The sequence below is a fragment of the Lysinibacillus sp. NPDC093190 genome (assembly GCF_050280425.1).
Taxonomy (GTDB): Bacteria; Bacillota; Bacilli; order Bacillales_A; family Planococcaceae; genus Lysinibacillus.
This window is the reverse complement of the sequence record NZ_JBNNVG010000002.1, coordinates 147,694-167,405: the sequence shown is the minus strand read 5'-3', so window position 1 is coordinate 167,405 and position 19,712 is coordinate 147,694. Positions and strand designations below refer to the sequence as shown.

The following is a 19,712-nucleotide window of genomic DNA, read 5'->3' as shown; positions in this document are numbered from 1 at the left end:
TGAGGAGGATTTTAATGAATATTTCCGTACCGGCATTAAAAAAATTAGTTGTCCAAAAGTTTACAGTTCAAGGTGTTGACACAGAAACAGCTGCACAAGTAGCAGATGTTTTGATTTATGCAGATTTACGTGGTGTAAGTTCTCATGGTGTAATGCGTGTGGAGCATTATATAACACGTTTGAAAGCAGGCGGAATTACGAAAAATCCTAATTTTTCAGTCGAAAAACGGGGCACAAATCATCTTATTTATAAAGGGGATAATGGTTTCGGGCATGTCATTTGTAAAGAAGCAATGGATGAAACGATTAAAATAGCTAGAGAACATGGCTCATGTACAACCATTATTCAAGAAAGTAGCCATTGTGGGGCGCTCGGCTATTTCCTTGAACAAGCAACAAGTGAAAATTTAATTGCTATTATGTGCTCTCAAACAGACTCAGCTGTTGTACCTTTTGGTGGAAAGGAGCCGTATTTTGGAACAAATCCAATAGCTTTCGGTTTTCCAACTGACGAAAAGGCAATCATTCTGGACATGGCAACAAGCAATGTAGCACTTGGAAAAATTTTATATGCACGTGAAAAAGGTGAGACGATTCCGAATACATGGGGAGTTGACGCACAAGGGACACCAACCACAGACCCTCATCAAGTAAAATCTTTAACACCGTTTGCAGGACCAAAAGGATATGGTATGGCACTAGTAGTAGACGTACTCTCTGGAATTTTAGCAAGTGCAGCTTTTGGTCCGCACATTTCAAAAATGTATGGTGATTACGAACAAAAACGTAATCTAGGACAATATTTATATGTATTAGATCCAAATATTTTTGGTGATGTTAACCAATTCAAGGCAAGTGTCTCACAAATGATTCATGAATTACATGATGCTCCAACGGCACCAAATTTTGACCAAGTACTTGTTCCTGGTGAGATTGAACAAAAACGTAGTGCAGATACAATAGAAAAGGGTATTGATTTACCCGAACAAGTGTATAAATATTTGAATAGTTAATTAAACTAATAAAATATGTTATGCTACATAATACCAAGGAGAGTTTTCATATTTATAGGTAGGAGATTGATTTTAGTGAAAAAAACAACAATTGCCGATGTTGCGCAATATGCAAATGTTTCCAATAGCACCGTATCGCAATATATGAATAAGCGATATGAATATATGAGTGTAGAAACGCGTAAAAAAATTGAAGAAGCTATTGAAGCATTGCAATATCGTCCTAACTTGATGGCTCGTAGTTTAAAACAGAAAACCACCTTTACTATTGGTATTATTGTAGCGAATATTATCCATGATTTTTCTACAAAAATTATTAATGCACTTGAAGCAAAGTTTGATAAAGAAGGCTTCCATATGATTGTCTGTAACTCTGCGGATAATCCAAAAAAAGAGAAAAAACATATCGAAACTTTACTTGAAAAACAAGTAGATGGCTTGATTGTTTTCCCAACAGGAGAGAATAAGAATCTGTATGTAAGACTTCATCAACAAGCAATGCCAATCGTTTTTATCGACCGTTTTCTAGAAGGAGTAGACATTCCTGCTGTTCTGCTTGATAATTTTTCTGCAATGGATATGGCAGTTGAGATGTTTCGAAAACAACCATTGGCCATTGTAACAACATCTTTAACATTACCGATTACTCCTCGTGTCGAACGTTTAGAAGGATTTCGACAAGCTTTAAGAAATAGAAACCTCTTTATTGATGAACGCTATATAAAAAATGGCGAGCCTGCTGAAATGGAAGAGATTTTCAATCAATTATTTGCATTGGAACAACCACCTAAAGGAATAATTGCGGCGAATGATCGTATTTTTCAAGAATTAATGATCTATATAAAAAAGCGAAATTTGCACGTACCTAACGATATACAAGTGATAGCGGTTGATGATGTGCCATATGCAAAATTTATAAATCCTTCTATCACAACATTGGAACAACCTATTCTACCAATGGCTCAAAAATCGGCTTCACTTCTCTTAGCAAAAATCAAAAAAGAACATATAGCCAATGATCAAAAATTATATCGCTTTAAGCCGATATTAATTCAACGAGATTCGACTAACTAAAAAAGGCAATCCTAAAGCTATAGAAAATAGCCAGGGGTAGCTTTTTTTAGTTGTACCGATAAAAGGCACATACATTCTTCTTAGTAAAAATTAGTACACATAGGAACAATGCAAGGAGCTATTGGTATCTCGGTTCCGATTATTAATGCGTCAAATGATGCGACAGTAGCGGTATTAAGTGTATTTATGGCAGAAATGAATTTTAAAGAGAATCAATTAGATTATTATTTACAAAAATTAAAAAATAATGCTCAAAATATTGGTAATTCGATTTTATAAGAACTCAAAGAAATAGGGTACTCTGATCACACTTTTAATTAGTTTAGCGATAGTTTGAACATAGTTCTATTAAAGTGAGGATTAGCTTTGTATTCTCAAATTCAAACTGATGTGTTTAGATAGTTAAAATACCTCGAATTGTGATGGTAGCTGCTCCTGCAACTTTGATGACTGGTTTTAATTCATTCGGAATAACAGTCACATAAAGCGTTCCAGGTCTTCCTATCGCATCTCCTTGAGCGATTTTAAGATGTGTTATGTCACCTTGAGGAATAACGCCTTCTAAATAGAAGAAGCCCGCTAATGCACCATTTGCTGCACCAGTTACAGGATCTTCAGGTATGCCAATCCCTGGTGCAAAATCTCTTGTATAGAGTTCATATTCTTTCAAATTAGTAAAAGTATAAAGATGTGTCGTACTGATATTATGTTCTTTATTATGTTTCGCTAACGCTGCTAAGTCTGGCACTGCATTGTCGATATCGATTTGATCTTTTATTGGAACGAGTAAATGCCAGACACCAGTATTCGCTAGTTTGATTGGATAAGTTAAATCAATGCTTTTGGAATTGACGCCGATTAGTCGACTAAGCTCCGTAAGGTCAATATCGATATCTTGTGTTTTTGGCGTTACCTGCGTCATTTCCACATTAATAACTTTTCCATTCTCCTTATGCCATACAACAGGTACTCTACCAATATTCGTTTCTAGCGCTATACCTTCCTTTTTCTCAGCAAGACCAAACTCAGTCGCCAAAAGCCATGTTAACCCAACAGTTGCATGACCGCAAAAGTTGATTTCTTCAGTGGGAGTGAAATATTTTACTTTATAATCTATATCTTCATTATTTGAAGGTAGTAAAAATACAGACTCTGATAAATTTAGTTCTTTTGCGATACTTTGCATCTCATTTTCGGATAATTTTTCAGCATCTAGCACGACGCCAGCTATATTACCTCCAAATTTTTCTGTTGTAAATGCATCTACATGATAAACTCTAATATCTCTCATCTTATTAACTCCTTTCTAACTTTTATTGTTCCCTCCATACTAATACACTTTAATGAAACCCTCATTTAGATTGGTTACTGTAAAATCAAACCATATTACAAATTCTATGCATTTTCCAGGAAATATTACACTATAAAAGCGATGATTTACTAAAACTTGCGAAATTTTTATATCTATTATATAGTAAAAATACTATTTTATTAAAGGGTGAACTTTTTGTTAATTGTAGAATTCTAATCTGAATCAACGTTATAGCTTATTTTGTCGAACAAACCACCTATTTAGGGGTGTTATTTGTTGTGCAAAAAAAGCAAGATTAGAATTAGTTGGCTTCGCATAAACATTTAGCGCGACTAGTTTTAGTCGCGCTTTTTCTATTCGTTGATTTAGACAATTTTAATTTTTTACTTATTAAAATTGAGAGGACGAATCTACAATGCAAAAACAATTACAACAAATTACAGCTGATATGCAGCTTGAAGAACATTATCACACACTAGAAAAAGCTCTACTTGCTTTATATTTCCATAAAAATTGCACAACTAAATCTTTAGCTCATACGACAGACTTACCAATACCTATCGTTTCAGCAATGAAGAAAGAATTTGCCAAACAAGGTTGGGGTAAACATAGCTTAACGAAAAAAGGCCAGCTCGCTATTTCGCAATATTTTCAACTCTCAGGTGCTGATGCTAAACTTTACCTTCAATTAACGACAGATGATGTATTTCGTACGGAATGGATTACACAAAATATAAGCGAATTAAGTACTATTTATGATGCTAGACCTACAGCTGACGTGGCAATTGATCAAGCAAAATGTACAGTTGAGACAGCCTTAAAACGTGCATTGCTCGCACTAGACTATACGATGCTACTTAATAAGCGCATTTTGTGTTTAGGCGATGATGATTTCATCAGTATTGCATTAGCGTTTTTACTAAAGAAAATCGCTCCAAATTCTACAACTAAAATTGTTGTGTTAGATATTGATAGACGAATTTTATGTACGATTAGCAAAATAGCTAAAGACTATGAGCTTCCGATTAAAACAGATTATTATAACGTTCAGGAGCCTTTGCCTAAAACATACGCTCACCAGTTTGATTGCGTATATACAGATACACCGTATACCTTGATTGGCGCACAGCTTTTTTTATCACGTGCGATTAACGCATTAAAGCCAGAAGCAATGCGACATGTGTTTTTTTCCTACGCTAAACGTAGCTATCAAAAGCAGTGGCAATTACAGCAAAGCTTACATGCTATGGGCTTCGTGATTGACAGTATTCAATACGAGATAAACACTTATGAAGGTGCGCAGATTTTAGGCGCTACAAGCCAATTATTCGTATTACAAACAACAGAACAAATGACTTCCTACGTTCCTAACCAGCGTAGATTTACGCGACCAATTTACACAGGAGAAATTGAGCGGAAATCCGTCGTATATCAGTGTATCCATTGTCAGCACGCACTTACAGTCGGAGCTGGCTATCCATACAGCACGATTGCTCAGCTTCAAGACAGTGGTTGCCCGAATTGCAAAAATAACAAGTTTTCACAAATTAAGAGAACAGTAGAAAAATCACAATCCCAGCATGCATTAGGGCATCATATTTTATTAGAATTGCACGATTGCAATGATGCATTGCTCAATGACGTACAACAAATTAAAAAGATTATGTGTCAAGCCGCTCATAAAGCAAAGGCAACGATTGTAACCGAACATTTCCATCATTTTTCACCTTACGGGGTTAGCGGTGTAGTCATTATTCAAGAATCACATTTAACGATTCATACGTGGCCAGAGTACGGCTATGCGACAATAGATGTTTTCACGTGTAACAGTAAATTAGCTCTACAAGACGCTGTTCAATATATTACTGAGCAATTTAATGCAGGAAATGCCACACAACATTACATGCATCGGGGTAGACCATAAAACTTAAAATGAAACAGGAAAAGAAAGACAAATTGTTTTCTTTTCCTATTTTTATGTTTTCATTTGATGAGAGTTACCATATGTGTCTTGCAAAATAAGAGCTAGGAACAATCTTTGCATTATATAAAAATATTATGTTAACTAAATAAAGAGACTCAACTATTGGCAATGGAACGGAATAAATCAATCTATTAATCAGGACACCAAAAAGGGGATTACAAGTTGTCATTAGATTTTAGAAAAGGGGAGAACAAAAAAATCACCCATGTCATGAAGAGTGATTTTTGAAAATCTATTAAAGGTTTAGGTTCATAACAATTTGCTCGCCAATACGTGCCATTCTTCTTTCCCTGTTATCGACAAAGCCAACTTTTAAATACAAATTTTGAGCCGGAATATTTTTATGATTAACGACTAAAACAATTACATTACAATCTTTAAATTTTCTTTTAATAAATTCAGGCAGTGCGAGCATCCCTTTTTTGGGTAGAAGGAAGAAGGAAGGCGATTCTTGAAATGTGGCGAGTTTTAAGCACAAATGGTCGATTAGTCATTTCTGATTTCAGTAAAATTGCTGAATACAATCAAATATTGAATTCAGTTTCCAATCGCGTTGAAATAAAGAAATTTTTTTATACATTTCCGTTTTCAAAAGCTGTTGTTGTGCAAAAGATTTAAGAAATCAATAAACAGAAAAGATGTATTTACTAAAAGGTTCATATAACAGGGGGCAGAAAAAGGAAATGATAATTATAAGTTTTCTTTTAACTGGTTGGATATTAAGTTGGTTTAAGTTTGATGAGTTGTTTATTCAAGCACTCCAGGAACTATTTAACAAAAAGGTGACAATTGCAAGTTATTATTTTATATTTTTTTGTATTGGGGCAATAGGAGACTTAATCTTATTTTTCAACGGAAATTATATAACCAATTTATTCAGCTAACGTTCAGATTGAGGAATAAAGAAAACAGCTTATAACATTAAAAGCACAGAACTCTCTGTGCTTTTTTAACCTTCATAATAATATGGACTTTCTGGAGAACGACTTCAATTTCATCATATTCCTCAATCATTTTTTCAAACGCTTCTCTATTACCGATTTCTTGTTGAATGATGGATAACTTCATTTTTTATGTGTCGGTTGAGTCATCTTTAAATTCTTCATAATATCTTTTTTGTTTTTCTTCCTGCTCAAAATATAATAATCCATCACAACTTTAGGAGCCCTACGATCTTCACCAAGTAGGATTGTGAAAATCATACCATCTAATGTATATATAAAATTAAACTGGATGATAGGTTGGCTCTTATGGATACCAGTAGATATTTATTGTGCCGCGGCTTTGGTAGTAGCTAACTTCATATCATAATAAAAAGTTAAAACCACCATCCATCGTAACAATGAAGGTGTTCTGTGGTTAGATTATATAATTGTAACAAGTGGATAGATAACCCGAAAATTCTGCGAGAATCTTCGGGTTACCTAATGTTATAATCATGCATACATAGGCATTTGAGAAGTAGATATACCCATAAACATCTCATGTGCTGTTCATATACTCCGTACATTGTGAGGCTGTTGCGTGGCTTGAATTAGTTGACTAATTCTACATTAAGCGTGCTTTTCAACGTATGATTTATTAGGATGTGTCTTTGGAATTTCTAATTTACTATTCGTTGAAACAAAAAAAGCAGACGGTTTAGAAGTGCGATAATGCACTTCTAAACCGTCTGCCTTTACTATTATTTTATGAATGAACCGAGCTAATAAAGATGGCGTTAGTTCATTTATAAGTTGATTTGGGTTAAGTTGCTGTAGAATATGAGCTTTTAGTTCTGCAACATTTACAGTAGTATTAGTTTCTTCATAGTTAGTTAAGTTGCCCTACAAGTTGTTCAATTTGAGGGTTTAAGGGCTAATAAGTCGTCATAAGCGTCTTGATCAATTTTATCTTCAAAACAGCTTATCAAGAGCCTTTTGTTTCTTTGTACGAAGGCTAGTCAGCTGATTTTGATATTTTTCAATCTCATTACTAGGCTTAGCCTGTAACTTTTCAAGTTGTTTATCTAAAAGCATTTCTGAAGATTTTTTTGAGATATTTGAAAAGTAAAACGTATTTAAGTTGTTGAGTATTGTTTGTGTTAATTTGGTCTCGATAGGACGAAAGTTATCAGGACATGCCTTTTTTCAAAATTTATTTTGATAACCACATACATAACAATCTCGTTTGAAATGCATAGCAGCACCGCAATTACCACAAATAAGTATACCAGTGAAAAGATGTGTACTTTGCTGTAAGCGAATGCGTTTACGTGACTGTATTAGCTGAACTAACTCGAAATCTTCCAATAATCGCTTCATGAGTACTCTCAAAAATACGTTGTACAATCTCAGCAGTACCATTAGTAGAAACAAATAATTTCCCATCGTTAAGTGTATATTCGTAGGGTGCTTCGTCGAACCGTCCAGCTTTTGCACGTACTTCATATGAAGCTTTAACACGTCGACTTGTATATGCAGCCTCGGTTTCTGAAAGGTAAGCAAATAGGCCTAAATTCATGGAGTTGTTTTCAAAGGTATTAATTGCTCCATCTAGTGCAATTAACTCAATTTGATTTTTGAATAGAACATTTTTAAATTCATATGAGAATTCACCATTCCTTGAAATACGAGATAACTCTTTCGCTAGAACTATATCGTACTTTTTATCTTTTGCATCCTGAATTAAATCTTGGATGCCTGTACGGCCTGATTTAGAGCCAGATTTCACGTCTGTATAGACTTTATAAAGCTCCCAGCCTATTTCTTTCATGAAGTTGTCAAAGAGCTTAATTTGTGTTGGAATTGAAGTCTTTTGACTATCAAAGCCCGTTGAAATACGAGCATAAACTGCACATTTCATTGTTTTACATCTCAGAAGATGTAGTAGAATTCACCTTGTTTTCAGCATAAGGCTTTTCAAAATATGAGTCAAACAACAGTTCGAGAGTTCGTTTGATCAGCGTTAATGGATTTTTATTGCCAAAGTAGTGTGTTGTTTTCATGTTAGTCTCCTAAAATAAATATAAAAATTCTTTTAGCTAAAAGTGAAAACATTCTACCCAATGAAAATCAATATTTTAAGAGGGGAAGGAAAAAATTTTTTTAAGTGGATTAAAATTCAATAATTTAATTGATATTTTAATAAAATAAACCTATTATAATATATAAAAAACATATATTGGATTTTATATTCTGAAAAACAATATAAAAAAGATACGATATTATTAAATGACGGAAAGTAGGATTTTTATGAATGAATATAGATTGTATCCACCTTTTTTTAAAGATGAGTTAGATTCATCTTTTGCTGATGCATGGGAGAGATTTTGTTTAAAATTAATAAAAATAGAAAATAATACGGAAGATATTAAAAAGAGAAAGCCACCGGAAAGTGGCGTGGATTTATTTTACCAATCAAAGAAAATTGCGTATCAATGTAAAAGTTTAGAAGAAAATTCAATATATAATATTACAAATTCTGTTAAATCACTAAAGAGTGCTTTGCAGATTAAAGAAAGCCTTGGTTGGGAAAAGTATGTTATTTGCGCAAATACTGAATTAACAGGTAATCAAGAAGCAACATTGAAAAGTTTATATGCGAACATTGAAGTAAAAGATAAAGAATACTGGATAGGTTTGTGTAAAAAATATCCATATATAGTGCAGGAAAATTTTAAACTATTAATAGATACCCCATCAAATTATATTTGTGAGAAAATTAAAGATTCATTAGTTATTTCAGAAAATATTAAAGAAATATTAAGTGAGAGTACTAATTGTATTAGTACTTGGTTTTATATACATAAGAGAGATAATATATTCAAAATTCCAATTACACTTAATATGAAAATAGGCGATTTAATTGACTTCTTGAGAAGTATAATAGGATTACCGCAAGAACCTATAATAGATACACAAGCAATTAAAATGAGTTATGGTGTTTCAATTTTTGAACCTAACCAACTATCAACCATTGAAAGGAAATATTATACTTTAGCAGACAAAGATAAACGTTTAACTGATTTAAATGTTAAAAGTACAAGTGTAATAGAGTTTTATATTAATTATGAAATTATTGGAAATAAGGATATAGCCTTTCAGTTTGATTCAGTAAATGAAAAGAATATTGAAAATTGGATAAATAAAAAAGAAGAATGCCTTATTAATGAAATAGAAACTTTTCAGGAAAGGGGTTACATCTAAATGGATGAAAATGAAAAATTAAATAAAATATTAGGAGTTACTGAGTTTTCCTTATATAGCAGAGATGCGTTACCGGATTTAACCTCATATAAATTTTATGAAAATTATTGTAAAGAAATATCTAATCAAGTTAAAGAAGATTTGATTAGATTAAAAAAAGAAAATTTAATAAGAAATTTGGAATTTAAATATATCCCTGGTTTCGAAATAAATGGAGTATCTTTTGTGAGAAATGAAACGGATTATATATGGATAGAAGAGGGGGTAATTATTAAAACATATAATATGTTTTCTGAGTTGTTGACTCATAATGTATTTCCTAAATATTTTACTACTCAAAATGAGGTAGCACAGATAAGTTTGAGATACAAAAATGAAGAAGGTATTAACGAATTTAATTATACGTATAGAACTTCTATGGATGAAAAAAGAAAAATAATCGCGGAATATTTAAGTATGTTCTCGACGAAATTTATAATATTACATGAAATAGCTCATCATTTTAACGGGCATATCTTGTATTTAAATAAAGAATTAAAAATAGATAAATTAAATATTTATAATAATAATTTGAATACTGAACCTATTCTAATTCAAACGCTAGAAATGGATGCTGATGCTTTTGCAATTAGCCAATTAACTAGAGAAGTAGTAGAAATTATTAATACAGATGCTAGGCTAAAAGAAATATGTAAAAGTAAATATGAAATCATTGGATTGTTAATTTATTCTTTAACTTGTTTATTCAGTATGATAATTAGAACAGATAATAATGATTATGAAAAAATTTCAGAAAATATATATCTACCTTCTTCAATGAGATTTTTTAATAATATTTCATGTTTAGAAACGAATTTAAAAATTCAAGCGAATGAATTATACAAAGAGATTGATTTTGAAGATGTATTAAAAAAATATATGCTTGATGCCCAAAATCATTATAATGAAATTTTTGATAAAAAATTAGATTGGAAATCATTTATTATTAATTCAAGTATTAATAGTGAGCATTTTAATAAACTTAACTATTATTGGAAAGAAAATAGATTAGGTTTAGAGAAATACGCTAGGTGTGGATTATCAAATTAATAAAATTGTTTTTGAAATAGACCAACTAATTTAAGTTTATAGTAGGTTTATTATAAATAATTTGTTTTTTCTAAAAAAGTAAAGTGAGACTATGCTAGAGCATAGTTTAGCATAGTCTATTATATTTAAATTAACTAGTTTTAATTACGATTATTATGATAGAAATTATATTTTCTATTTACATGTTTATAGAGGTCTATTTGAATCTATTGAAATAGAAATTGTTAAAAAGTGGGTCAAAGAAAATGGGATTGATGCAGCTAGAGCTTTAGCTCGACATATTGAATCACCAGCTAGTAGATAAATCTTACGTTCCTCCTCTTACAGAGTGGATCCTTTCTACCGATGAATGGGATGATAGACTATTCCGCGAGTTTATTGCTGGAAGACATTCTTTTGAAGTAATAAATATTTCTGAAGCAATAGAAAATCATGAAAATCTTAAAACAGAAATGGAACCATATTTACACCATAGATTAAGCAGAATTAGACAATGGGCAGAATATGAAATTAAACAATCAGAGGGGATAAAGAAAGATGAACAAATTAGAAGGGCTAGGGAAGAAAGAGAGTATTAATTTAAATATAATTTTTTAAAATGTAAAGTGATTCTACTACATCATATTAATTTTCCGTTCACCCTCAGCACTCGCCGCATTGTGAGGCAGTTGCATGGTTGGAGTTATCATAATATACGGGGTACACATGTAATTCGTAAACGATTCCGAAAATTCAAAAGCTATACTATATAACTTGAAAAAGTAAAAATTTTCAATACAGACCCTGATTTTCTTACAAATAACTTTTGCGGAATTGGGTCTTTTTATATGGAACTTAATTGGAAAACATCTAATGCTCAGCATATATGATGGAAATTAAGTGGCTATTTATAGGGGCTTTCCAGAAGTTTCGTGACTTTTTATGAGGCCTTTATTTCAAGGGGATTTATAGAATAAATTTTTATTTTACCTCATGATAAAATATGCTGTCAATAATAAATTTGTAAATTTATTAAAAAATGTTATAATAGTCTTATAATTGTTTTTTAAAATCGTATTTCGAATTCCGCTGTCCTTTTTTGCAGATAGAATTTGGATACGTTTTTTTAATATCCTTTTTTAAGCCGAAGAAAAAATTAAAACAGTTATGTGAGCTTTTAAGGTAGTTAGTTGCATTTAATTATTAATTTACTATCTAATAGTAACCGAGTTTTTATTCCATAAGGAGGACTAGAATAATGAATCTAATCAATAAGAAAGTTACACATAAGCGTTTTGGCATGGGCAGTATAGTTAAACATAATGAGTCTATTATTGAAATACATTTCGCATCGGAAAATAAAATGTTTGTTTTCCCCGATGTATTTGGAAAGCATCTAAAACTACATGATAAAAGTGATGCTAATTCACTTGAAAAAATAATACAAAAAAAGGAAATGGAACGAAAGGAGGTAGAAAGGAAGAAGGAAGAAGAAAAAAAACTACAAAGAAAAAACCAGAAACTTCGCATAGAACACGAAAAACTTATGAAACATCATAAACTTCATCCAGAATCACAAATGGTTTTTAGGTGTGATACAGAAGAACAAAATAGTTCTTTTTCAGAGTGGAAGGTTTTTTCAGGAGCAATAAAAAGTGGTAATAACAAGGGGAAGCCAAACAAACCTATCCGCATGCACCAAAATAGCGCTGTCCTGTTAACAGCAATAGATTCCGGCATGCCTGAAAAAGACAGACGTATCTTAGGTGTCTATATGGTGAATGAAGATTTTATCGGTAAGCTGTGTGAAGATGGAAATATTCCTGCCCATTCAAAATACAGACTCCAACTTACAGAACAGGAATCGGATCAGCTACTTTTATGGGAATATTATGTAGATAAAAAATCCCCTGACAAAATGACATGGAATACAGGTAAATACCGTTATTTTGATAATTTATGGATGGCTCAAATTTTACTTGATATAGTTTCGTTGAAAAGTGACCCAACAGAACGAGAGCTAGCACAACAATTTTTTAAACATTTTTGTAAAATGAATCAGATAACAGATCAAGATTTACCAAAGCCTAATGGCGCATTAATGCGTATTTAGACGTTAGCCCAAAGTTAATAAGAATGACAGGGGACTGACATATTTTTATATCTATTACTAATGCCGAACAGTGCATGGCACTGTTTGCTAATAAACGTATGGAGTTAATATAATCATTTATCAAAAACGAATTCTTATTAAAGGGATTCGTTCTTTTTGTATTATAAAAATGAATAAAGATATTTTATGTTGAATTTATTGAGCTAACGAAGTGAGACTGTAAAAGAAGGGAGTAAAGTGATATGAACGAATTATGGGAAAGGTAACTGGTATTATGCATAGTAAAATGAAAACTCATTTGAAATAACATACTGGAAATTAGAGTACTTTAGAATAAGCAACAACCAAATATGATGAAGAAAATTAGGCTCGATTCCACTGATTTGGAGTCGAGCAAATATAACTAATCCAGCCAACATCTCTGTGTTGCCACATACACTCACCACATGTAGAGTGTGTCTCGCAACTCATTATAAAAGAAGGCAACTAACCATGGTTAGTTACCCTGCTATAAAGTGTTTCGGTTTACCACAAACCTCCCCTAACAATACCCCACATCCTTCTTCGGTGAGCTGTGTTTAGAGGATCAACTCCACAATTCATAAGCCAGTGTGCTGCATTATCTCTCTGAGCTCTTGTTATAGGTACTTCACAGCATTCAGATAGACGATCAACAAGACCGTATGCACCTGCGGGACTTCTCAACTGATGATAGTTGCATGATCTAAGAGCTCCACATACACGACGGAAACAATGGGGGTTTTTAATTCTTTGTCGGAAAACACCCATTAAATTAGGATCAATATTGCCCATTGACAAAAACCTCCTTTCAAATAAAAGTAAATTACAGAATAAAGATAGGAACAATATAGTATATGAGATGAAAAAGGAGGGGGGTAGATAGATTAACTATTTTTTTAAAAAACTCCAATAATGAACTAATTGTATTTTTTTAAGTAATGGCTCAATGTAACTAAAGGCCATACGTATTGATAGCTGTGATAGTGTATATAAAAGTGTCCTGGTAAACCTGCACCTGTAGGATAAGTGGTCCGACTAGTTTCTGTATTTTGCCATTCTAAAATTCTAATAATTCCTTCTGTGATTTCTTTTGTAGGAAACTCAGAGATAGAAATTAATGCATCAACCGCCCAACAAGTTTGTACTAGTGTTGAATAGGGTAAAGGAATATATTCTCTATGAAAATCACTCTGGCATGATTCACCCCAGCCTCCGTCAGATTGTCTTATATTTAACAACCAATCTGTTGCTTTCTGAATAGTTGGATGATCAGATGAAACCCCAACTGCCTTTAAGCCTGTGACAGCGGCCCATGTACCATAAATGTAAGATATCCCCCAACGTCCGTACCATGAACCATCATTAGTTTGATTCTTTATTAGCCATTTTACACTGTTCATTACACGAGGGTGCTGCATAGTCAAATTTAAATGATTCCCTAGAAATTCCAATGTCCTGCCGGTGATGTCCGCAGCAGAAGGATCTATAGCAGTGTCTTCAAAACTCTGTATGGGGAAAAACCATTTAATGTATGAAGGACTATTTTTTTTAAATGCTCCCCAGCCTCCGTCATTGTTTTGCATAGTTAATAACCAATCAACTCCCGAATTCCAGGCCATACGAAATCCAGAATGACTATCTGTAAAATTAGATAGTGCCCTTAAAGCCGCTTGTGTATCATCAACATCAGGATTAATGGAGTTGCTTTCTGAAAAACCCCATCCTTTTTTAGAGTGTTTGTGTTGTAATTTCATTAAGAAGTTCGAAGCTAATTGGATAGCTGGATCCTTATTGGTAAGACCCGATTCTTGTAAGGAATAAGAAATTAGCGCAGTGTCCCAAACGGTAGAAGGAGAGTTTTGAATATGAAGAACATCTCCTTTTTCGTATAAAAAAGATCTAATACCTCCAATAGCATTTTGAATAATAGGAGAAGATTTTTTATAACCTAGAGAAAGTAGTGCATAAATCATAAAAAATGTAGAACTTGAGTAACTATATAATGTCCCATCCTTTTCAATGCAATTATATATATGTTGTTCAGCCTTTAGCCTCGTAGATTCTTTATAAGTAGGCAATATCTTTTTAAATAAATTAAACCATCTTTTTTTCTTTTTAAGTGCTTTATATTTCTTTTGAGATAAAAATAAATGCTGTAAATCAGGCGTCCATTTATTAGTAACTACAAATTTATCGTGTCCTAATATTAAAATAGGAAGAAAGTGTGCTTGTACGTATGAGCTAAAATGAAAAAAATTAAATGTTAGAAACTTTGGTATATTCATGATACTAAGTGGGATAGGAAATAGTCTTGGCCAAGGGTATAAGTTGGTAATAGCTAGTAAACACTTCGTAGAAATATGACTTTTTTCAAGTCCTCCATTCTCCACAATAAATTGTTCACTTAATTTCATCAAAGGATCATCTTTATTCAAATGTCCGGAAAATAAAAGAGCTGTATATGCTTCAATTGTTGCAGATAAATTTCCTTTTTCATCATCATAAAGCTTCCAAGTACCGTTATTTTGTTGTTGCTGAAGTAGACGTGCAACAAGTTTCTTTATAAGATTCTCATCATCATAATCTAATACTCTTAATAGGATAATCATATTTGCATCGGTCATTGGTCCACTTTCAAAACAGTATCTCCACGAACCATCATTATATTGGTCTTGTTTCAGATTTTTAATAATTTGTTGTATTTTTTGGTTAATCTCATTTATTAGATTCATTTAAGTTTTTACAACCTTTCCTTTTGTATTTGAAAAATGAATTGCAATTAAGATATCTTATGATGAGAGTTATAAAGATAAATAGACAAGTGCGGAGAATTGCGGAGAGGGAGAGTTGAAATTATATAAATTACCCAAAATTATATATTTAATGAAATTAGCTCATATAAACTAATAATCTATCTTATCCAAAACGGGGGTGGCATTTCAGTTGAAATGAGTGACTTTTTAAATATTAAACATATAACCTTAATTACGTATGTAGATGGTAAAGAAGTATTTAGCGAAAATGTTATTATGAGTTAATAGTACTTTTGGCAAAGGAGATGTCATCTGGTTTGTTGTTTCACCTTTTGAAACGAATTCAACTGCTGAATTAGCGTTATCATATAGCGAATATATAAATACTACAGAATCAAATACAACCAATAAAATAGATATTTCTAATGCTAACGAATGGATAAATGTTAAGTTAAGCGAAGATTATCAAATAAAATTAATTGAAATGGAATAAAAGTTAACTCCCTAAACACTCATTCTTGGAATAACGGGGCGGCCTTTTAATGCTACAACTACTTAATTTTGCAGCTTTCTTGTTTACAATATTCCTCAATCGGTGGCATTTCCAGAGATGAAATTGCGCTCTCCTTTATTTTCAGGTCATATTGTTGAATTGTTAAACAGGAAACATGTTGCTTTGGTGGTAAGATTGGGAGAAGTAGAGATTGAGTGGATTTTTCTGGAGATACGGTAGCTATGGTCGGATTGTTGTTTCCGTTTATACCTATATTGGTAGTAGCGTTACTATTTAGATGGGTTAGGATCATTCGAGTGAATAGTGAATAATCGAATTAGTCGATTTATTGCGCAATATGGAAAATGTGCAGTAACAGGGGTTGAACTTAGCTTTAACCACTGGCATTGTCATCACAAGACACCGATTATTTACCGCAAGATGATCCCTATGAACAGAAAAAAATCACCCATGTCATGACGAGTGATTTTTGAAAATCTATTAGATGGTTAGGTTCATAACAATTTGCTCGCCAATACGTCCCATTCTTCTTTCCCCGTTATCGACAAAGCCAACTTTTGAATACAAATTTTGAGCCGGAATATTTTTATGATTAACGACTAAAACAACTTCATTACAATCTTTAAATTCTCTTTTAATAAATTCAGGCAGTGCCAGCATCCCTTTTTTGGCATACCCATTTCCTTGTTGTTTATGGTCAATAGATAGTGCAGTAAGCAGCATAGCATTTGGATTATTAGAGTACTCTTTTACTCTTTCTGTTGCGTGCAGGACAAAAAATCCTACAGGCACACTGTCACTCAAAATAACAATCGGATATTGTCCAACCATTTCTATAGAAATCTCTTTTGGAAGCGCAGTAAATTGACTTTGTTCTTCCGGAAGCTCAAAGTCATTCAATATATCCACATACTCTTCTGAGAAATGTACTAATTCAATGGTGTTTGTTTTTTGCATAAAAAATAGCCTCCTTTTTTTATATTTTAATACCAGAACAAATGTTCGTCAAGAGGTTTGGTTTATAAATGATATGTATTCACTGAACTTTACGATAACCAAAATGGTTTTAGACAGTTGTTCTTTCTCGGTTAACACAACTTATGATAAACTGAGACTACCGGAATTTTCTGAATAAAGAACGCTCAGTGTCCCGTTAAAGGGTCAGTTTAATAGCTATCTACAACACGCCGAAAATGAATTTTGACCAAAGGGAATATCTATTAAAGGGATTAAATTGGAGGGAATAGAAAATGGATGTAAAGACACTTTTGTTACAACAATGGGCAAGCTGCTTAGATGAAGAAGACTGGTTTCCACCACTTGAAAAATTGCTTGTGGATATTACTTTTGAACAGGCAATTTGGAAACCAGTTGAGGGGGCAATGAATTCCATTTGGTAATTAGTTTGTCATTTGCTTTTCTATAAAAAGAGACTGCTGATGCTATTTCTTGGTGAAAAAGCGAATGCACCACAGGCAGAAGATAATGAATCTACATTTCGATTACCAACTGTGACGTTTCAAAATTGGAAGGAAATAAAACAAGAGTACTTTTATGTTCATCGTGAACTTGAAAAAATACTAACAAAATCGGAACAAGAAGATTTGAATAGACAGATCCGTGGAGAAAGATCATTAGTGCTTGAACTGAAGAGTATAGCAATGCACGACGCATATCATATTGGGCAAATTGTATTACTAAGTAAAATGCAAGGAGCTTGGCCAGGGAAACGCAGCTTTACAGTGATTCCATTATAGGGGGCTTTAATGGAATAAGAATGGGAACGTCCAAATCGGACGTTCCCATATTTTATACCTGAAAAACAATAATACTATTTAACAAAGCCTTAAAGAAAAGCCAAATAGGGGGAATGAAAAATGGTTTTACTTAAATATGAGGTAGAGAAAAACGAGCTAACAATGTTAAAAGAAGTTTATCAATCAGTAGGTTGGATGAAACATGACGAACGCATAATAAAAAAGTTTTCAATGCAAGTACACACCAAGTTTTCGCAGTAAAAGATCATAAAATTATAGGTTTTGCGAGAGCTCTTTCAGACGGTATCTTTAATGCTGCTATTTATGATGTTGTAGTACATAAAGATTACCAAGGAGGAGGGATTGCTAGAACTCTTTTAGAGGACATCATTCACCAATTAGAAGATGTTTCTTGTATTCAATTAATTGCAACGACAGGAAATGAACCTTTTTATGAAAATATTGGCTTTAAAAAATTGAAAACTGGTATGGCCGTATATAAAAATCCGCAACTAGCCAAGGAGTATTTGGAAAGTAACAATTCTTGAGGAGGAGAATACAAAAAAAGCTGTAGCGTACGGCATCGCTACAGCTCAATTTGTCTTGCTTAGGTTAGTCAGTAAAGCGATTATATCATACAATAGGGAAAACTAAAAATAACAACAGCAGATTTGATGAAGTATTTAAACAAAAAAATCACACCTCCAAACAGTGCCGGAGAGTTAGAAATAATTAATGGATTTGATAACTTAGAACTATAGTTGTTAATATATCTCCATATACCTAAAAGGAGGGAATTATCCATGCCTAAAGTAAATAGCTTAATGGGGATTCTTTCGACTTCTGTATTAATTCTGATTGGCTGTTCGACTTATTCGTCGCCAGATTGGGTATACAATTTTGTTGTTTGGGACGACTATATGTATGTAGTCAGTGACGAATATACTGAAAATGTTGGAGATATGTTAGGTGAAGTAACTAAATATTCTGATCAAGAAGCAATATATGATGAAAACTTTTCAAATCATTATAGAGAAGGAACAAAATATTACGAAATTAAGGAAGTAAGTACTTCGGAAGCGATTGCTATTCAAGAAGGGGATAGCTACCGCATTGCGAAACGCGAAGGGAAATATGGATTAGAATAACATATCATCTTCATTACGTACTATTTACGTTAAAGTTGATGTGTTATTTGTATGTGTTTATATACAAAAGGGAGAGTGGAAGAAGTTACTCTTTTCTTTGTTGAGCAATACATCTTATTAGGCTTAGAAGATAGAATACGAAAACAAACCTTTTAAATTTTCATCAAAAAGTAATTCACTAATATATTCTAAAAAATCCTCACTGTAACTTTTAATAATTTTTTTATCTTTCTCCCATCACTACCGCGCATGAATATATCCATATTTTCCCCATAAACTTTTAACTAGTGCAGTAGAACATAGCTAAATATGTGCGGATTTCCACAAGGACGCTTTTAGGAAACGACAAATTTGTAAGTACGTTTGTGACCTGTTGAGTGAGCTGCGCCAACACGTTCAAGCAGTACACAATCATGGCTATGTATACTTGGTTGTGCACAGCCTGCTTACATTGCTTATAATTTTTTGATGTTCAAATGCTGCGTCATCCATTTGAACAATAGTTCAATCGCCCATCGTGATTTGTGCTTGCATCCAATTCGAACCGATTGGTCAATAAATGCAGCTCATTGTTTAACTGCATTTGTGAGCACCATTTTGTCGGTATACGACAGCTTATTTCTAAAAATACCAGGCGATAAAATCGTCTGGACTGCAAATTCCTCCACATAAGAATAGAAATAGCTTCATATAAATAAAGGTAGCGAAAAAATAGATTCCTACAATTAATGGATTTATAAATTTCAAGAAAATCTTCAGTTTTTTCTA

17 protein-coding genes and 2 pseudogenes are annotated in these 19,712 nt (G+C 32.7%); 13 read left to right on the top strand and 6 right to left on the bottom strand.

Annotation, left to right across the window (positions count from 1 at the left end):
* The first annotated feature begins 14 nt into the window (after nucleotides 1–14).
* From allD to ACQKOF_RS02800, 3 genes are all read left to right on the top strand, one after another.
* Entirely contained in the window at nucleotides 15–1,013 is a 999-nt protein-coding gene (gene allD, locus ACQKOF_RS02810; protein ID WP_427553479.1) for an ureidoglycolate dehydrogenase, read from the top strand.
* Nucleotides 1,014–1,088: 75 nt separating this feature from the next.
* Complete coding sequence (locus ACQKOF_RS02805) at nucleotides 1,089–2,087, top strand: LacI family DNA-binding transcriptional regulator (RefSeq protein ID WP_427553476.1); 999 nt, start codon at nucleotides 1,089–1,091, stop codon at nucleotides 2,085–2,087.
* 108 nt (nucleotides 2,088–2,195) lie between these two features.
* On the top strand, nucleotides 2,196–2,366 hold the full coding sequence (locus ACQKOF_RS02800; protein WP_427553474.1) for a hypothetical protein: 171 nt from the start codon (nucleotides 2,196–2,198) through the stop codon (nucleotides 2,364–2,366).
* A gap of 115 nt (nucleotides 2,367–2,481) precedes the next feature.
* Here ACQKOF_RS02800 and ACQKOF_RS02795 read toward each other — a convergent pair whose 3' ends face one another.
* On the bottom strand, nucleotides 2,482–3,378 hold the full coding sequence (locus ACQKOF_RS02795) for a PhzF family phenazine biosynthesis protein (RefSeq protein ID WP_427553472.1): 897 nt from the start codon (nucleotides 3,376–3,378) through the stop codon (nucleotides 2,482–2,484).
* A gap of 436 nt (nucleotides 3,379–3,814) precedes the next feature.
* Here ACQKOF_RS02795 and speD point away from each other — a divergent pair, with 436 nt between their 5' ends.
* Together speD and ACQKOF_RS02785 are read left to right on the top strand one after the other, a co-directional pair.
* Entirely contained in the window at nucleotides 3,815–5,323 is a 1,509-nt protein-coding gene (gene speD / locus ACQKOF_RS02790; RefSeq protein ID WP_427553470.1) for an adenosylmethionine decarboxylase, read from the top strand.
* A gap of 516 nt (nucleotides 5,324–5,839) precedes the next feature.
* Nucleotides 5,840–6,001 (top strand): hypothetical protein, encoded by a 162-nt coding sequence (locus tag ACQKOF_RS02785; RefSeq protein WP_427553468.1) that lies wholly within the window; start codon nucleotides 5,840–5,842, stop codon nucleotides 5,999–6,001.
* 1,632 nt (nucleotides 6,002–7,633) lie between these two features.
* On the opposite strand, the gene ACQKOF_RS02780 is transcribed toward ACQKOF_RS02785, so the two are convergent.
* The gene (locus ACQKOF_RS02780; protein ID WP_427553466.1) at nucleotides 7,634–8,227 is read right to left on the bottom strand and encodes a recombinase family protein; all 594 of its coding nucleotides are present in this window, start codon (nucleotides 8,225–8,227) and stop codon (nucleotides 7,634–7,636) included.
* A gap of 4 nt (nucleotides 8,228–8,231) precedes the next feature.
* On the bottom strand, nucleotides 8,232–8,369 hold the full coding sequence (locus ACQKOF_RS02775) for a hypothetical protein (RefSeq protein WP_427553463.1): 138 nt from the start codon (nucleotides 8,367–8,369) through the stop codon (nucleotides 8,232–8,234).
* Nucleotides 8,370–8,616: 247 nt separating this feature from the next.
* Here ACQKOF_RS02775 and ACQKOF_RS02770 point away from each other — a divergent pair, with 247 nt between their 5' ends.
* The 4 genes from ACQKOF_RS02770 to ACQKOF_RS02755 all read left to right on the top strand — a co-directional run bounded on the left by ACQKOF_RS02770 (nucleotide 8,617) and on the right by ACQKOF_RS02755 (nucleotide 12,751).
* Nucleotides 8,617–9,570 carry a hypothetical protein gene (locus tag ACQKOF_RS02770; RefSeq protein ID WP_427553461.1) on the top strand — a complete coding sequence of 318 codons (954 nt, stop codon included), beginning with the start codon at nucleotides 8,617–8,619 and terminating at the stop codon, nucleotides 9,568–9,570.
* Nucleotides 9,571–10,659 (top strand): hypothetical protein, encoded by a 1,089-nt coding sequence (locus ACQKOF_RS02765; RefSeq protein ID WP_427553459.1) that lies wholly within the window; start codon nucleotides 9,571–9,573, stop codon nucleotides 10,657–10,659. It abuts the gene before it with no gap.
* 281 nt (nucleotides 10,660–10,940) lie between these two features.
* Nucleotides 10,941–11,237 (top strand): hypothetical protein, encoded by a 297-nt coding sequence (locus ACQKOF_RS02760; RefSeq protein WP_427553457.1) that lies wholly within the window; start codon nucleotides 10,941–10,943, stop codon nucleotides 11,235–11,237.
* Nucleotides 11,238–11,896: 659 nt separating this feature from the next.
* Nucleotides 11,897–12,751, top strand: a complete 855-nt coding sequence (locus ACQKOF_RS02755) for a malate synthase (RefSeq protein WP_427553455.1) — start codon at nucleotides 11,897–11,899, stop codon at nucleotides 12,749–12,751.
* A 938-nt stretch (nucleotides 12,752–13,689) separates the two neighbouring features.
* On the opposite strand, the gene ACQKOF_RS02750 is transcribed toward ACQKOF_RS02755, so the two are convergent.
* Together ACQKOF_RS02750 and ACQKOF_RS02745 are read right to left on the bottom strand one after the other, a co-directional pair.
* On the bottom strand, nucleotides 13,690–15,504 hold the full coding sequence (locus tag ACQKOF_RS02750; RefSeq protein ID WP_427553453.1) for a terpene cyclase/mutase family protein: 1,815 nt from the start codon (nucleotides 15,502–15,504) through the stop codon (nucleotides 13,690–13,692).
* 1,015 nt (nucleotides 15,505–16,519) lie between these two features.
* A complete protein-coding gene (locus tag ACQKOF_RS02745) occupies nucleotides 16,520–16,996 on the bottom strand; it encodes a GNAT family N-acetyltransferase (RefSeq protein ID WP_427553451.1) in 477 nt (158 codons plus the stop codon).
* Between the two features lie 293 nt (nucleotides 16,997–17,289).
* On the opposite strand from ACQKOF_RS02745, the gene ACQKOF_RS02740 reads away from it, so the two are divergent.
* The 4 genes and pseudogenes from ACQKOF_RS02740 (at nucleotide 17,290) to ACQKOF_RS02725 (ending at nucleotide 18,944) form a co-directional block, all read left to right on the top strand.
* Complete coding sequence (locus ACQKOF_RS02740; RefSeq protein ID WP_427553449.1) at nucleotides 17,290–17,439, top strand: hypothetical protein; 150 nt, start codon at nucleotides 17,290–17,292, stop codon at nucleotides 17,437–17,439.
* A gap of 39 nt (nucleotides 17,440–17,478) precedes the next feature.
* Nucleotides 17,479–17,796, top strand: coding sequence for a hypothetical protein (locus ACQKOF_RS02735; RefSeq protein ID WP_427553448.1), 318 nt, complete (start codon nucleotides 17,479–17,481; stop codon nucleotides 17,794–17,796).
* A gap of 120 nt (nucleotides 17,797–17,916) precedes the next feature.
* Nucleotides 17,917–18,344, top strand: a pseudogene (locus ACQKOF_RS02730) (GNAT family N-acetyltransferase).
* A 255-nt stretch (nucleotides 18,345–18,599) separates the two neighbouring features.
* Entirely contained in the window at nucleotides 18,600–18,944 is a 345-nt protein-coding gene (locus ACQKOF_RS02725; protein ID WP_427553446.1) for a hypothetical protein, read from the top strand.
* Between the two features lie 303 nt (nucleotides 18,945–19,247).
* Here ACQKOF_RS02725 and ACQKOF_RS02720 read toward each other — a convergent pair.
* Nucleotides 19,248–19,515: pseudogene (locus tag ACQKOF_RS02720) on the bottom strand (transposase); the annotation flags it as partial.
* Nucleotides 19,516–19,712: the final 197 nt, after the last annotated feature.

Excerpts from the sequence above, each read along its gene's own strand:
- ACQKOF_RS02745 (WP_427553451.1), bottom strand. The coding sequence starts at position 16,996 with ATGCAAAAAACAAACACCATTGAATTAGTACATTTCTCAGAAGAGTAT.
- speD (WP_427553470.1), top strand. The coding sequence starts at position 3,815 with ATGCAAAAACAATTACAACAAATTACAGCTGATATGCAGCTTGAAGAA.
- ACQKOF_RS02735 (WP_427553448.1), top strand. The coding sequence starts at position 17,479 with ATGCTATTTCTTGGTGAAAAAGCGAATGCACCACAGGCAGAAGATAAT.
- ACQKOF_RS02795 (WP_427553472.1), bottom strand. The coding sequence starts at position 3,378 with ATGAGAGATATTAGAGTTTATCATGTAGATGCATTTACAACAGAAAAA.
- ACQKOF_RS02775 (WP_427553463.1), bottom strand. The coding sequence starts at position 8,369 with ATGAAAACAACACACTACTTTGGCAATAAAAATCCATTAACGCTGATC.
- ACQKOF_RS02770 (WP_427553461.1), top strand. The coding sequence starts at position 8,617 with ATGAATGAATATAGATTGTATCCACCTTTTTTTAAAGATGAGTTAGAT.
- ACQKOF_RS02750 (WP_427553453.1), bottom strand. The coding sequence starts at position 15,504 with ATGAATCTAATAAATGAGATTAACCAAAAAATACAACAAATTATTAAA.
- ACQKOF_RS02780 (WP_427553466.1), bottom strand. The coding sequence starts at position 8,227 with ATGAAATGTGCAGTTTATGCTCGTATTTCAACGGGCTTTGATAGTCAA.
- ACQKOF_RS02740 (WP_427553449.1), top strand. The coding sequence starts at position 17,290 with ATGGATGTAAAGACACTTTTGTTACAACAATGGGCAAGCTGCTTAGAT.
- ACQKOF_RS02725 (WP_427553446.1), top strand. The coding sequence starts at position 18,600 with ATGCCTAAAGTAAATAGCTTAATGGGGATTCTTTCGACTTCTGTATTA.
- ACQKOF_RS02765 (WP_427553459.1), top strand. The coding sequence starts at position 9,571 with ATGGATGAAAATGAAAAATTAAATAAAATATTAGGAGTTACTGAGTTT.
- allD (WP_427553479.1), top strand. The coding sequence starts at position 15 with ATGAATATTTCCGTACCGGCATTAAAAAAATTAGTTGTCCAAAAGTTT.
- ACQKOF_RS02755 (WP_427553455.1), top strand. The coding sequence starts at position 11,897 with ATGAATCTAATCAATAAGAAAGTTACACATAAGCGTTTTGGCATGGGC.
- ACQKOF_RS02785 (WP_427553468.1), top strand. The coding sequence starts at position 5,840 with ATGTGGCGAGTTTTAAGCACAAATGGTCGATTAGTCATTTCTGATTTC.
- ACQKOF_RS02800 (WP_427553474.1), top strand. The coding sequence starts at position 2,196 with ATGCAAGGAGCTATTGGTATCTCGGTTCCGATTATTAATGCGTCAAAT.